This is a genomic window from Alteromonas sp. KUL106, assembly GCF_009811415.1.
GTDB lineage: Bacteria > Pseudomonadota > Gammaproteobacteria > Enterobacterales > Alteromonadaceae > Alteromonas.
On the sequence record NZ_BLIG01000046.1, the window covers coordinates 11,694 to 26,855 of the forward strand.

Consider the following 15,162-nt stretch of genomic DNA (forward strand, 5'->3'; position numbering starts at 1 on the left):
GCTTTACAATGCAAAGCCGCTTAATCGCGGCGATGACAATATCAGTTCATCACTCGTTACGCCGTCGCCCTGCCCTTCTCGCCATCTAATCTGAATTCCTGCCTCGAACGCTTGATACTCGACCGCGAATGCTTTGCCAATATAACCAGACATGATCCAATTATTGTTGAAACGGTACTGCCCTTCCGCCATAAGATTGCCGCTTAACCCTGTATCGGTGCTTTTACCAAGAGAAACGTCCTCTTCGACACCGGCCCCTTCCCCACCAAGAGGAAAACGTAGGTCATCGTCCTGTTCTACACGAGATAGCGCAAGTGAACTGCGCAGTCTTACTTGCCAGTTTAAAGCTTCAAGCGTTAATAACTCTGAATAGCCCCCAACGCTCATAAGCTGGCTTGGGCTAAAATAGCCGCCGTTACCTATCGTGAAGCCACTCAGGTTTTTATCATAACTCGTATGGCTTAAAAACGGCCCAACGCGCCAATAGTCAAGGCGTGATGACACCTTATTGGCAATGTCATAACTTACATCGCCACGCAGCGATAGCATACTATTGTCGGCAACGCGCTCTCCTTCAAGGCGACTCACTTGCGCAGTGCCCGCGACAGACCAATTGTCGGCTACGGCATAAGCCACTAATCCTCGCACCCCACTTTCTATTACATAGCCCCATGGCTGGGCGTGCGCGGCATTAAACGTCCCCGCTTGACTTAACAGGCTGTCGTCCTTTGCTCGTCTAAACAAAGTGGCAGCTACCGTTGAGCGAGTAAGAAATTGCGTTGCTGAAATTTGACCTGTCACTTTAGCGCCTACAGGCTGATCGAACATGGCATACTCTAGGTTGGCGTAAAAGTTAAAGCCTGGTGACTGGTACTGTGCTTCAGCGCGAAGACCTTTGTCTTCAAAACCACTTATTCCGTTAAAGCTATCGCCAATTTGATTATTGCCAAACCAATCGCCGCTTTGTGGTCGTCCGCTGTAGAACTGCTTATAATCGAGGCTCACTTGCCACAGCCAGTTTTGATAACCGCTGCCGATACTAATATACTGTGATAATACATCGAAGTTACCCAACCCTTCTTGTCCACTTCGGCTACGCGTATTAAGGCCGTATATCGCACTCAGGCCGTTTTTGCTTTGCGCTGCAACAGCGCGTTGTTCTTGGCTGTTATAAGCAAGCTGAAACTGCTTTCTTGGCCACGCATTTTGCGCATTGGAACGTTGCAAAATAGCGTTTACCGCAGCATGCTTGAGCGCTAAACGGCGCAACGTTGCCTCATCTTTTTGGTTAAGCGTGACTAACTCGTTAGCGATAATGGCGTTTTGGGGTGTTTTCGAGAGCACCTTGTCAAACGCTGTGGTTGCTGTTGCAATATCCTGTATCTCTTTGGCAGCCCAACCAATGAGCGCTTGTTCATCGAGACTTAGCGGCCTTAGTTGAGCGAGCGCTTCTCCAGCTTCAACACTTTGTTTGTAGCGCATCGTGTCGTAAAACTGTGCTTGTCGCGATGCCAGCGCATCAGCACACCGTCGAATAAAGGCTTCTGTATTGATACCACATGCCAACGTAAAGGCATCGTGCTTTGCTGCGTCTGTTTTCTGTGCGATGAGTGCTAAATACTTGCCTTCGTTGTCACCCACCAAGTCAAAAAGCGCTTCAGCAAATGTATAATTTTCAGCATCGTATTGCTGCCACGCCTCACCCTGTAGGACATCGATGACATACTTGCTGTTATCAGACTCAAGAAACCGCTTAAGTGCTTCAACGTCGCGCAATGATAATGCTTGCTGTAACCTAATTCCCGTAACGCTGTTGAGTCCTTGTTGGGCTGATTGTTTATCCACGTCACGAACAGCCACCTTTAATGCCTGTGCAAATTGCTGCCCCGCCGTATCGAGCATGCCCTTATCAATGGCGGTCCACCCCATTAAAAGGTAAAAATCTGTTCGCATTAACCGGTTACTCAGTGCAATGAGTCTCTTCACTTCTTGTACTGAAGCGTTAGCGCGGGCCTTTGGCGTAAGTTGGGCAAATTGCTCTAACGGTGCAGCAGGAGAAGCCGTTTTAGAAACCGCTGGCTCGCGCTCTTGGGGAACAAGCGTTAACTTTTCTGGCTTAGACAGCTTTGTAGCATCAGGCTTTTTGGCAACGTTTAATCTACCGTTAATTCTGTTTAATTCAGTTTCAATGTCTTTTGGCACTTGCCACCCAGGATAAAGCGCCTTTAATCGACCAAATTCTTCATTGGCCTGCTTTACCTGTCGCTCATTAATATGGTACCAGAGACCGGTTAAATCAGGCTGCGCTTGCGGCGCTGGTAAAAGTCCGAGATCTTTCTCTTTATAGGTTGTTTTGGTTTGCCCAAGCACTTGGGTTGGTGCAATCGCCATGGTCAATGCGCCCATGGTAAGGGCTAGAGAAGTACGTTTGAATAGATCTTTCACGAGGGATTATCCGCTACCGCTAGCATTGACAGTAAAGTTAAACTTGCCGAATAGTAATCCATTTTACGATTGATCGTTGGCCAATCCGTTGCCTCTGAATGCATGATGCTGTTCACTGCCATTTTCACCGCACGCATGCCGTCAGTCATTTCGTATTCCGCCGTTTTCTCGGTAAGTAAATTTACCGTCGCAGGCGTAGGGGTTAGCGACCACCACGCATAGTATGGCGCGAGCATGCGCTCTGCTAGTGCACTATCGCCACGAAACGCCTTTGACCATACGAGTTGAAGCGGGATCCTTACAGCATTAAAACCAAATTCAGCCGATATGACATCTTCTAATGTTAGATTGCTTACCGAGCCTATGGGCTTCACACCGGCATGATTAGGTTCAAATCGTACCCAATCACTCGGCAAACGGTAGGATGAGAACTGCATGCTTGAGAGCAAGGACACCCCGGTTTCATAAAGTTCTTTCCATTTGGATGGCGTTGAGGAAAGCGATGATAAATCGGTAAGTGCAGGGAAAACCCAGTAAGACATATTTAGCTGCAAGCTGGTTTTTCCCTCTGTTTTTGCAATGAACCCGTATTCTCCGGGCAAAAGCAAAACAGCCTCGTCATATTCAACCAATAAGGTATTTTCAATCGCGCTGACTATGGCTCGTGCGTCTTCTTTAAACCCGTCGACGCCCCATTTTTCGCTGGCTCTCAACAGTGCCCACGCAATTAATATATCCCCGTCTGATGCGTTATTCGGGTCATCAATGCAAGAAGATGCATTGTCTGCGCAGGGGCGGTAACGCCAGCTGAAGAGCCCATCGTCACGCCTAAGCGTATGCTTGGTCCATTGCCATAATGCATTAAAGGTGTCTTGATCATCCGCTGCAACAGCGAAGAGCATCCCGTACCCTTGGCCCTCGCTATGAGAAACGTCGTCGTTCCCCGTATCGACCACACGGCCCCCATCAACAAACAGCGCTTTGTAGGCAATAAACTGCGTTTTAAAAGCACTTTCTTCTTTATTAGTACAGGACACTATCAAAAAAAGAAAAACGACTATTGATAATGCCCTTGTTGCTTTTTTTGGCGTTACCATGAGTCTTGTACTTGCTCATTTCTACGTTTCAGTAAAATGTAGATGATCATGCTGACAGTGAAGACCAAAACGATAAAGCCAATTAACCAATACCAAGGGTTGTTGGAAAGCCACAGTCTTAAGTGCAACCAGCTATCGTCAGCTTCACCCAATTCAAACTTTTCACTCACTTGCATAATAAGCGAGGGCGATAACGGGTCTTTCCACGCAAAGAAGTCTCCGGCCATTTGCCCCCATAAAGACAAGCTAACCAAATCTTCTACTCTCGCTTCAAGTAATTCTGGTGTTTGCGCAGCAATGATAAAAAGGGTATCTGTTTGCGACGAAACGGGGTGTGCTTGCGCGGTGAGTATCGCCTGCTCGCCCAACTCATTTTCTTGTACCGTGTGCCCGTCGACGCGCATTTCCTTGAAGGACTTGTCATCTGTCAAATTTCTTACTTGGTTATGCAGTGTATTTTGCAGCCTGTAAGACCAGCGCTTGGTCGCCTCTATTGCCGTACTGAATTCGGCTTGTTCAATGCTTGAAAGCGTATCTGGTGTTCCCAGAACAATGACTGAGCCATCAACAGAAATATCACTTCCCCTTGTTATCTGAAGATTAAGCAAAGGCGCTTGTGCCGCCTGCGCCAACTTTGCAGAAAGCGTTAACGCAGCATTGAAGTAATCGTCTGACGGGATTGCAATTGTTGAAGCCGGAGCTGATTTGTAACGAGCAAACGGATAGGCGGTTTCAGACAGCATGGCAAGGTTAGGCTGCACAGCTACGTTGCCGGCATCAGGAAGCTCAATCACCGAAGAATTATCAAGCTGAAAAACCAAGTGTGACCCCGGCACATCGTCGCATGCGACGCCAGCAAGGGGAGGTCTCATCGTTACCGCAAAGTCCAAATTATTTACGCCACCTTTGAAGAACCTTGCAGGAATGCGTAACTGGTAATCTCTGTACGACTGACCATTGATATTATTCAGTGCCAAACCATGGACCAATTCATCGTTCACACTTACATTCATCACCGAGCCAGGTCCAAAACCAGCACCATAGCCAAAATCTAAGAGCAAACTCACCGACGCATTTTCAGGAACATAAAAATCAGCAGGCAGTCTGAATGAAACACGCCTATTGAAGTCGCCTTCGTCTCTAAATTGTGTGGTCGTTGCCCCAAAGTCTTCAAACGTGTAGTGGTTGTCAGGATTGAGAACTCGATTGCGCTGGAGTGAATTCGCCTGCATTTGCGACTGAGACAAAACCTTGACTTGAGAGATTGGGTTAATAGCATCATCCATGACTGCCAAGGCCTTTGCAGCCGCTAGCACTTCATCTTGGGTTGTCCCACTTACAATTAGTCGATAGCTAGCCGGCACGATAACTTGACTGTCTTTGACGAACGCAGGGGTGCGCTCTGCCTTTAAAAATGCTCCGTCAATATCGTTAATTACTTCGTCAGAAAGCACCGGAGATAATGCATCTACAGTACCCACTAACACATGAACCGACTGTTGTTGCTTTGCCTTTAAGTACCACGCCGTGCGCTCATATCGAGCCACGTTTTGTTCATCCCAATAGTTATTATCGGTTTGCTCTAGCTGCGGAAGGACGTATTCATCAGCGAAATAATCTTGTTGAATAATTAGCGGTTGATACTGGTTTCTGAGGGCCAGTGCCTGCGCAACAATCGGTAACGTTTGCTGCTTAATAACTGGGTCTGTCTCGCTTGCCGTGTAAAGTTGTACGTTACGTTGACCGCCAATACCCGGGTTAAAAAATCCACTCAATGCCTCTAAGGTAAAGCGCTTTTCATTTACTGACGTTGTTATTTTCAACGTAGAGTTATAGACGTTGATTTCACTCCATAGCTCCGGCGCATTACCATCGACACATTGTTCAGCGTAGTGCTGACTTACAGCAAGAGTGAGTGAGTTGAAACCAGCTCGCCACAAAGACTTCGGAATAGTAACCTCAGACACGAGGGAGGGTCTATCGGGGTCAAACGCAATCTGCCCAATGGTTGCATTGTTGAATCTGACGTAAAGCTGAGAACGTTTCTTTATCAACGCTTGTGAACTCACTACTTCTAGCGTGAGCAATGCGCTGTCTACATCAGCCACTGAACTCAGTGGAATAGAAATGTCTACTGACGCTGATTTACCTTGCAGGCGAACCGTACTTCCCGCCCCAAAGAAATCGGTTAATCGGTATGAATTTGTTTCTGCTACCAGGGTAAATGGCAGGCACAAACACAACAGCGAAATAAGGTATTTTTTTATCATTGATTTTCCTTTGCCGGATTAGCACGTAGACCTAATTTACCGGCGAATTTCCCCATTAATACAAGCAAATGCATGAAAACTGGTTTTAACCCAACTTTCAACACATGTTTCGCGCCGAACCAGTATGAAATAGCTCTTGTTCTTCTTCGTTGAAACGACATCCAACGTAAACTATCACACAGTGAAAAGGCAACGACTTCGTTTTCTTGTTCTTCATTTTGAGGGGCAAAGCGCACCCTTAACATTTTTGACGAACTGTCGTAGTGCAACACCTTAATTGGTATATGCACGTTTTTATTTAATGCATGACTCCATGAGGTGAAGGTCGCATTTTCAGGCACAAGCGCCCCTGCTCCTTTTAGTCGCAATCGCGCCCCACCTAATGACAAATCCACCAAGTCCCCCACCCACGCTTCATCATTGCTTGTTTTGATAACAACGCTATTGGTTGCCGGTAGTCGCGCTTGGCTTCTTACTTGCTTTCTCTCTAGTAAAACACTGAGAACCGACAACAGTAATACTAAATTGAAACCATTCCATAACATTACTACTACCGTTAACTCTCGCGTGAGTGGCTCTGTTATGAATTTATAAATTCCACTGCCCAGCGCAAAAGTAATCACTAAAATTAACCAATAGAAAATAGAAGATAGGGGCGATACGAACGTTTTTTCTAAGCTTTCGCCCTTAGGCGTCACTACAAATGAAGGCGCCCTTGGCTTTAAAAAAACCTTAGTCAAAGCATTCAGCGTAAACGCACATTGGAGTATTTCGTAAAGCTCAGAGACCAAAGGCCATCGAGTTCGCCCAAATAACATGGTGGAAATCATGTAGGTTGCAATCACATGAGGAAGCGTATAAGCAAAAATCTCAAGTATTGATGCATGGTAGACCTGAAGACCAAACACCAGATATGCCAGCGGCATAAGGAGAAAGATAATTCGGGCGAAGGGAAATAGCCAAAACATGATTGAACTCATGTAGCCAACGCGCTGATACCACTTCAAACCTTCTGCTTTGTAAGGTTTCTTAAGTAGTAAAATTTGGGTCATTCCCTGTGCCCAGCGCATGCGTTGCTGGATGAAGGCGTCGAAGGTTTCTGGTGCCAACCCACTCACCATGGGTCTATCGACATAAACAGACTCATAGCCCATTTTATGTAAATCAAGTGCCGTTTCTGCATCTTCAGTGATAGACTCTCCAGAGATGCCGCCAACCAAATCTAAATGTTTTCTGCGCATCAGCGCAGCAGAACCACAAAAAAATGAACTTCCCCAGTAATCAAGCCCTTTTTGTATGGTGCCATAGAACATATCGTTCTCTGACGGCATACGGGTAAATGCTGAGAAGTAGTTGCGCTCAACGGGATCAGGGTTCGCCATAAAATGAGGCGTTTGAACAAGAAAAACGTTCTCGTTCCTGAGCATCCAAGGTACGGTTCTATCTAAAAAGTCTGATGTAGGGACATGGTCAGCGTCTAAGATAACGATTAAGTCGCTGGTCGTATTTTGGATTGCGCTATTCACGTTACCCGCTTTTGCAAACTCATTTTTTGCCCGCGTGTGGTAAGTGATACCTAGTCGCTCACAAAGGGCCTGAAGGCTTTTTCTGCGTTGTTTTGCTGCTGCCGCTGCCTCTGGGTTATCAGCGTTAATTTTTTGATCTGTTCCGCCATCATCCAGCAGGTGGATATAAAGTTTGTCCTTGGGATAATCGAGCATTTGCGCTGCCCGAATGGTCACTTCTAATATATCTTCGTCTTCGTTGTAGCTTGGAATCATAACATCCACACTGGGCAACGTAGATTTGTCGATGCCTTCGAGTGAAAGCAAAGGCCGACTGAGCGGGAACGCGTTAACAATCGCCCCTAATACTGACGTGACGCCCGCATATATTTCAGCGCCAAACAGCAACCAGACGGCAATCATTGACAGAAAGTCAGAATACGTCAGCGTATAAATACCTCGCCATAGCAAGTATCGAACACTGAGGGCTATGCCCAACACCAGTGCGAAAACACGAAATAAATGCTGATATTTTTGAGTATGTCTTGCTTCACTGCTGCAAAGCGATATGACGATGAGAATGACGATTGAGGAAAGGAGTTGTCCTAGCGCATCCATTGGCGCTAGTAGCAGCGCCCCAAGGACAAGAGACGCGACTACCAATACTGTAATTAGCTTAGAAGTATAATGATGCTTATGTGTTTGCGGGTAATCCAAGTTTGCGATCCAGTATGTGTATTTGCGTTACACTTGCATAGTTCGCCCTGTTGATTAACGTCATCTTGCCGTCTGACGTCTCCACTTCATGATTACTTTTGTAAAACAAGCCAGAGATTTGGTCTCTTCGTTTCCTATTGCTTTTCGAAATTAAAAACCACGCTGGATAGGTGGCCGCACCAAATGCTGCCACAGCGGCCAAGCTGTAAAACGCCATAGGAGACATCGAAGGGGCCACGAACAGGGAAAATATAAAAACAGCCACACTCAATACGGTAAATATACCAGTGATTTTACGTAAACGTATCACTTTTAACAATTTATTTTCAGCTTCCAACAGCATGAAAAGGCGTTTTTGCCAAAGTGTCTCTGTCTCGAGGCTGGTTCTGGCTTCTACAAGGCGAGGTTTATCATTTGCTGACGCAGCATTTCGGAAAACTTTTGCTTGCTCATAGACATTGATTGCAGCGCCGTTGTTAATGGCGCTTTGAAATGACTGTTCAAGCCAATTAGAGCGTTCAATTTCTTTAGAATTATCAAATGAGTTCATCGCGCATACTCCCTTCACTACTGCATACAGAGTCTACTTCCACTCATCTCGAGGAAAAATTACTGAAACTATACTCACTGATTGATAATCATACGCTTATATACCTAATTTGAAATTGAACTTTAGCCCATTGAACTTTGGTATATGCCTTTACTGACGCGGGATTGGGAAGTATTCGTAGTTAGGAATAGCTAGGGCTTGCGCAGCTTACTCACGATGCTTATTAAATTGCTTACGTTAAACACCGTACCAAAAATACTGCCAACAGAGATGGCGTAAATGAGCCCTAACGTTTCTGCGATAAGGAACACCTTCCTAATAGTGTGTGTATCGCGAATAACAAGTGAGCCAATGGTGAAAATAAGTGACGAAGTATAAGCGACAAAAATTATCCAATCGTGCTGGAGTACAAACCATTCATAGGCTAAAAACCCCATATTTATCGCAATGAAAAAGAATAAGATGATGCGACTTCTGTGCTTAATCGCAATAAAGTTCCGTGCGCTCGCAAGTAAGGTGCCTATCCCTGCCGCCATTGCATCGAGCATAAAAAAGTGAACACTCAAGGCGGCTAATGCAAAAGCCGAAATAAGTAAGTATTTATCTACATTGAATTGACGGTACCCTATAAAATTTAGGACAACAGCGACCGCACCAAACGCTTCTGCGACAATATTCATTAAGACGATTTTCCTGTTTAACTACTCGTTAGAAATTTAAATAAAAGGGCTGGCAAAGGCTTTTATACTCGTCCGTGTAATCTCCCGCTTCATTTCTTATAGTCAGTGTATTTTTACTGTCCATTGCGTTTAGTTCAGACATTTTTTCACTGCACGATATAGATGAAGACTTATTGAAATGAAAAGCGCAGAGATAAGGTGTTTTGCGTGCCGAATGCCTGATATGCAGTACTCTATCCAAATATAGGCCACAGTTGGCGGCTATTTGGCTTACGTCAACTTTAATACTCGAAGGGTATAAACAATACATGCTCCCCCCGTCACTTAAGGCAGCGCTGCTTGCGCTAAAAAGCGCGTTAGGATCGAGGCTTGCTGTTTGCCTTGCAATATTGCGAGCTTTGGTCTGATTGCCGTAAGCGTTGGTATTTTTGCGTGCTTCGCCAAAGTAAGGTGGGTTTGACACAACCAAATCATACGCACGAGAGGGCGCAAAATGACAGATATCACCGTGAAAAATGGAAAGTTGACGAGACCACTTAGCGTTCTCAAAGTTTGACGTTGCCTGCATTGCGGCACCGTCGTCTATTTCAATGGCATCGATTCGCGCTGAGGGAAGGGCTTTTTGGGCCATCATGAGTGCCAATATACCGCTGCCAGTGCCTACATCTAAAATAGATTCAGCAGAACCAACATCCACCCAACTTCCCAGAATCAGGCTATCTGTATTCACTTTCATTGCACAATGATCTTGTGCCACTGTAAACTGCTTGCAGCGAAACATAGCGGATTGAGTTGCCTGTATGTTTAAAAGCCGCGCATTCTATATCAAGTGATAAAACGCTTCACGTTAAGGTTATGATAATTCGCTACCAACGCTGCAGCGACATCATATTCCTTGCCACATCAACAGCATGAACCGGTCGGTATTTCTTTAATGGCCCTTTCATTATACTTTGCCAAATGGGCGCTGTTTTCTGCGCTATATCTTCCAGTGTTCGCGACTCATCGCGACTGCCTAGTAATAACGATGGACGTACCGCTGAGGCGTGGGGTAATTGAGGCATCCGCATAATCGCATTTTCTAGCTCACCTTTTACTCGCAAATAAAAGTTACTGCTTTTAGCATCGGCCCCCACCGAAGATATCCATACAAAGCTATCTGCGCGCTGCGCACGGGTAAGCTGCGCTGACACGTGGACATACTCAAAATCAACCCGGCGAAACGCTTGCTTAGAGCCGGCTTTTTTGAGCGTGGTACCTAAGCAGCAGTACACATGGTTTACACTGAAGTATCCTTGATAGTCCTGAAGATTTTCAAAGTCGATAACCACAGGTTTTAGTCTATTGTGCGGGTCTTTAAACATGCTAGAAGGCAGCGGTTTTCTGACCAAACAGGTGACTTCATTGTACCGTCTATCCTGTAACAGCATATTTACAAGCGTTCGTCCTACTAAACCTGTCGCTCCTAGCACCATTGCGGATTTCATACGTCGCACCTTGTATCATAAATTGATATAACTACAATCAAACCTTCGACAGTCAAATATGCAGATAAAAATGAAAAAAGCCCTTTTAATTGGAGCCGCTATGCTCTCTACTGCTTTAAACGCCGAAACGCTCACTATTGAGCGTATTTTCTCTTCGCCGTCACTGGATGGCAATGCACCACGTTCATTAAAAGTATCCCCGGATGGTCAACGGGTGACGTTTCTTAAAGGTAAGCAAACCGATTACGAACGTCTAGATTTGTGGGAATACCATATTGAAAGCGGTCAAACCCGAATGCTGTTCGATTCAAACGACCTACAAAGCGGTGAAGAAGTGCTTTCTGATGAAGAAAAAGCACGTCGCGAGCGCATGCGCTTATCGGGTAGCGGGATTGTTAGCTACCAATGGTCGGACGATGGAAAAGCCTTACTGTTCCCATTAGGGGGCGACGTGTTTTATCACAAGCTAGGCGAAAAAGGGGCGAAGCAACTTTTAGATACTGACGCTTTTGAAACCGATATTAAATTGTCACCCAAAGGTAACTACATTTCTTTTATTCGCGACCAGAACCTTTACGTAAAGCACATTGAGTCAGGGAAAGAGACCGCGATCACCAAAGAGGGTGGCGGTAACATCAAATTCGGTATGGCTGAATTTGTAGCGCAGGAAGAAATGGGCCGAATGACTGGATATTGGTGGTCGCCGGACGAAAGCAAGATTGCCTTTACCAAGGTTGATGAAAGCCCTGTAGATGTTATTACTCGCTCTGAAATTTATGCTGACGATATCAAGCTTATCGAACAAAAATACCCTAAAGCAGGAACGCCAAACGTGTTGGTGGAGTTGGCTATTCAAGACATCAACTCTGGCGATCGCACTTGGGTTGATTTAGGCAAAGACAAAGATATCTATTTTGCCCGCGGTAAGTGGATGCCAAATAGCACCACTTTTACCTACCAATGGCAAACACGTGACCAGCAAACACTGGAGCTTCGTGCGTTCGACCTTAACAGTAAAAAAGAAAACGTATTACTGACAGAAACAAGTAATACCTGGGTAAACCTGCATAACGATCTTTACTTCCTAAAAGACAAAGGCCAGTTTATTTGGGCGTCTGAGCGCGACGGCTTTAAACACCTTTACCTGTTCGACAACGAGGGTAAATTAGTTAAGCAATTAACGAAAGGTGATTGGGTAGTCGACAGCGTTGAAGCCATTGATACGGCCAACAATCGTTTATATTTCTCTGGCCGTAAAGACACACCACTAGAGAGCCATGTTTACAGCGTGCCACTAGACGGCGGCGAGATTTCACGCATCACGGAACTAGGTGCATACCATAGCGCAGCATTCAGTAAAGATGCCTCTATCTTTATCGACCGTTTCTCAACCGTTAACTCGCCTGCTCAAGTTAGCCTGAATAGTGCCACCGGCGAGCGAATTACCTGGCTTGAAGAAAATAAAGTTGAAGAAGGCCACCCTCTGCACGCTTACATGGATAGCTGGACGGCACCTGAGTTTGGCGACATCACTACAAAGGATGGCGCAACCCTTAAATACCGTATCTACACACCTGATAGCGCCAAGCAGAACCCTAAGCAAAAGCACCCTGTTATTGTTTACCTTTATGGCGGCCCGCACGCACAAGTTGTAACAAACAGCTGGGCGGGTAACCGTGGTTTGCTATTCCAACACTGGGTTGACCAAGGTTATGTGGTATTTACGCTAGATAACCGCGGCTCTAACTATCGCGGCAAAGGCTTTGAAGATCCTATTTATAAAAAAATGGGCTTTATCGAAGTGGACGACCAGGTTGCAGGCGTAGAGTTCTTGCGCACACTTCCTTTCGTTGATGCTGAACGCATTGGTGTTCACGGCCACAGTTATGGCGGTTACATGACCCTAATGACCATGTTTAAGGCCGGCGATTACTTTGCAGCGGGTGTGTCAGGTGCGCCGGTAACCGACTGGCGCTTATACGATACCCACTATACTGAACGCTACATGGGCAACCCAAATACGGATGACGATGCTTACACCGCGTCTTCGGTATTCCCTTACGCAAAAGACCTGAAAGGCGACCTTTTAATTTACCACGGCATGGCGGATGACAACGTATTGTTTACTCACTCGACTATGCTATACAAGCACCTTCAAGACTTGGCCATTCCGTTTGAAACCATGGACTACCCGGGCAAGAAGCACAGCATTCGAGGCAAGCAAACGGGCATTCACTTATATAAAACCATAACCAACTTTTTCAATAGAACGCTTAAGTAGCCATAAGTAAATGAAATATAAGGGCATAAGGATTATTTATCTTTATGCCCTTTTTTTGGTTATTAAACTTTATAATAATTTTTTACTACAAGGTTTGTTTAATTTTTTTTCATAGTGTAGGTTCGAAAGTGAGCAATTTGCTCACCCACCACAAAAAACAATCAAAAAGGTGGGATTACACAACAGGTGAAACAGAGTGGTACCTATGAAAAACAATAAATTTACCCCTTCTTTAATCGCTGCTGGTTTGGCACTTTCAAGCTTCGGCGCACTGGCAGACGACGACCGTTACATCATTCAAGTAGACAACAACGCAAAAGGCATTGTTAAAGCACTTGCGAAGCAATCTGGCGCACAAATACACGTTGATGCCGATGGCTTTATTGCTGCAACGTTCAGCGGTAAGTCATTAGATGACGTAAAAGGTTTACTTAACAACCCACATGTAAAGCTGGTTGAAGCGGACCAAAAGCGCGCACCAATGGCATTGTTTAATGACGATGCTGGCGATCCAACACAAACCCAATTAACACCCTATGCGGTTTATCAATCGCAAGCTGACCAAGTTGTGTTTGATAGCAACGCTGGCATGAAAGTATGTGTTATCGACTCTGGGCTAGATTCATCGAATGCCGACTTCAATTGGTCTGCGATTACCGGTGATAACGATGTTGGTACAGGCAACTGGTTTGAAAACGGCGGTCCACACGGCACACACGTAGCAGGTACCATCGGCGCAGCCGATAACGGCTTTGGCGTAGTGGGCATGGCACCAGGTGTTGATATGCACATCATTAAGGTGTTTAACGCTGCAGGCTGGGGTTATTCATCAGATTTAGCACAAGCAGCACAGCTATGTTCTCAGGCGGGTGCCAATATCATCAACATGAGCCTCGGCGGCGGTGGCGCAAACTCTACAGAAGAAAATGCGTTTAAAAACTTCGTAGCAGCGGGCGGCCTTGTAGTGGCAGCGGCGGGTAACGACGGCAATAGCGTGCGCTCTTACCCTGCAGGTTACTCGTCAGTTATGATGATTGGCGCAAACGATGCTGATAACAACATTGCGGACTTCTCGCAGTACCCTTCTTGCTCTTCAGGTCGCGGTAAGCGCGTCACTACCGATGAAACCATTTGTGTAGAAGTAACGGCAGGTGGCGTAGACACCCTGTCAACTTATCCTGCAGGTGGTGCTTCTCTATCTGCGATGAGTGCTGACGGTGTTGGTTTTGCTTCATCAGCCATGGAAAACACCGGAACGGCATCGGCTGCGACCTACTTCTTAGGTTTAGGTGATGCGGTAGATACAGGCGCTACGGGCAAAGTTTGTGTTATCGACCGCGGTAGCGTGTCGTTCTATGACAAAGTAAACAACTGTGAATTATCTGGTGGTGTAGGTGCCGTTATTGTTAACAACGAACCAGGCATGCTTTACGGTACGTTAGGTGATACAAACAACACATCTATTCCTGCCGTTGGTGCAGCGTTCGAAGATAGAAGCGCACTAGTTGCAGCATCTACAATCGATATCTCGATTGGCGCTAGTGACTACGGCTATATGAGCGGAACGTCAATGGCAACACCAGCTGTTGCAGGTGTTGCTGCGCTAGTATGGTCTAACCACCCAACCTGTACAGGTGAAGAGATTCGAAGCGCGCTGAAAGCGACGGCCATGGACGCAGGAGCTACAGGTAAAGACGATTTCTTTGGCTACGGTATTGTTCAAGCGGCTGATATGAACGATTACCTAACACAAAATGGCTGCGCCGGAGGCAACGGCGGTGGTACTGGCGGTGGCGGTACTGGTGGCACAGGTGAATTAACTCTTACTGCCACCGGCTATAAGGTAAAAGGCACACAAAGAGTGGATCTTTCTTGGGCTGACGCTACGTCATCAAATGTTGATGTATATCGCAACGGAAACGTGATTGCTACAACAGCTAATGACGGAGCATATACAGACGCGCTTAACGTTAAAGGCGGTGGCAGTTACAGTTACCAAGTTTGCGAAGCTGGCACAACCACCTGTTCAGCAAGTGTTAGCGTTGTTTTCTAGACCTTATACGGTTGATGTTTCTGGCATGATGTTGCGTTAGTAAGCAAAAAGCGTGTCGAAACTAAATTTTATAGAAG

10 protein-coding genes are annotated in these 15,162 nt (G+C 45.9%); 2 read left to right on the forward strand and 8 right to left on the reverse strand.

All coding sequences use genetic code 11. The features are described 5' to 3' along the window. Window positions 1-3 precede the first annotated feature (3 nt). The 8 genes from GVO63_RS15510 to GVO63_RS15545 form a co-directional block, all read right to left on the reverse strand. A complete protein-coding gene (locus GVO63_RS15510) occupies window positions 4-2,445 on the reverse strand; it encodes a cellulose synthase subunit BcsC-related outer membrane protein (RefSeq protein WP_159581102.1) in 2,442 nt (813 codons plus the stop codon). Further along, window positions 2,442-3,542 carry a glycosyl hydrolase family 8 gene (locus GVO63_RS15515; protein ID WP_159581105.1) on the reverse strand — a complete coding sequence of 367 codons (1,101 nt, stop codon included), beginning with the start codon at window positions 3,540-3,542 and terminating at the stop codon, window positions 2,442-2,444. The genes GVO63_RS15510 and GVO63_RS15515 overlap by 4 nt, the downstream gene beginning before the upstream one ends. After that, window positions 3,536-5,812, reverse strand: coding sequence for a cellulose biosynthesis cyclic di-GMP-binding regulatory protein BcsB (locus tag GVO63_RS15520; RefSeq protein ID WP_159581108.1), 2,277 nt, complete (start codon window positions 5,810-5,812; stop codon window positions 3,536-3,538). The genes GVO63_RS15515 and GVO63_RS15520 overlap by 7 nt, the downstream gene beginning before the upstream one ends. Further along, window positions 5,809-8,034 (reverse strand): UDP-forming cellulose synthase catalytic subunit, encoded by a 2,226-nt coding sequence (bcsA, locus tag GVO63_RS15525; protein WP_159581110.1) that lies wholly within the window; start codon window positions 8,032-8,034, stop codon window positions 5,809-5,811. Before bcsA ends, GVO63_RS15520 begins: the two co-directional genes overlap by 4 nt. Beyond that, entirely contained in the window at window positions 8,012-8,584 is a 573-nt protein-coding gene (locus tag GVO63_RS15530; RefSeq protein WP_159581113.1) for a hypothetical protein, read from the reverse strand. Before GVO63_RS15530 ends, bcsA begins: the two co-directional genes overlap by 23 nt. A 191-nt stretch (window positions 8,585-8,775) precedes the next feature. Further along, window positions 8,776-9,264 (reverse strand): YgjV family protein, encoded by a 489-nt coding sequence (locus tag GVO63_RS15535; protein WP_159581116.1) that lies wholly within the window; start codon window positions 9,262-9,264, stop codon window positions 8,776-8,778. Between the two features lie 28 nt (window positions 9,265-9,292). Further along, a complete protein-coding gene (locus GVO63_RS15540; RefSeq protein WP_159581117.1) occupies window positions 9,293-10,045 on the reverse strand; it encodes a tRNA1(Val) (adenine(37)-N6)-methyltransferase in 753 nt (250 codons plus the stop codon). Between the two features lie 85 nt (window positions 10,046-10,130). Then, on the reverse strand, window positions 10,131-10,751 hold the full coding sequence (locus GVO63_RS15545) for an NAD(P)H-binding protein (RefSeq protein ID WP_159494346.1): 621 nt from the start codon (window positions 10,749-10,751) through the stop codon (window positions 10,131-10,133). 70 nt (window positions 10,752-10,821) lie between these two features. Here GVO63_RS15545 and GVO63_RS15550 point away from each other — a divergent pair, with 70 nt between their 5' ends. After that, window positions 10,822-13,032, forward strand: a complete 2,211-nt coding sequence (locus GVO63_RS15550) for a S9 family peptidase (protein ID WP_159581120.1) — start codon at window positions 10,822-10,824, stop codon at window positions 13,030-13,032. 205 nt (window positions 13,033-13,237) lie between these two features. Further along, complete coding sequence (locus GVO63_RS15555; RefSeq protein ID WP_159581122.1) at window positions 13,238-15,085, forward strand: S8 family serine peptidase; 1,848 nt, start codon at window positions 13,238-13,240, stop codon at window positions 15,083-15,085. Window positions 15,086-15,162 lie beyond the last annotated feature (77 nt).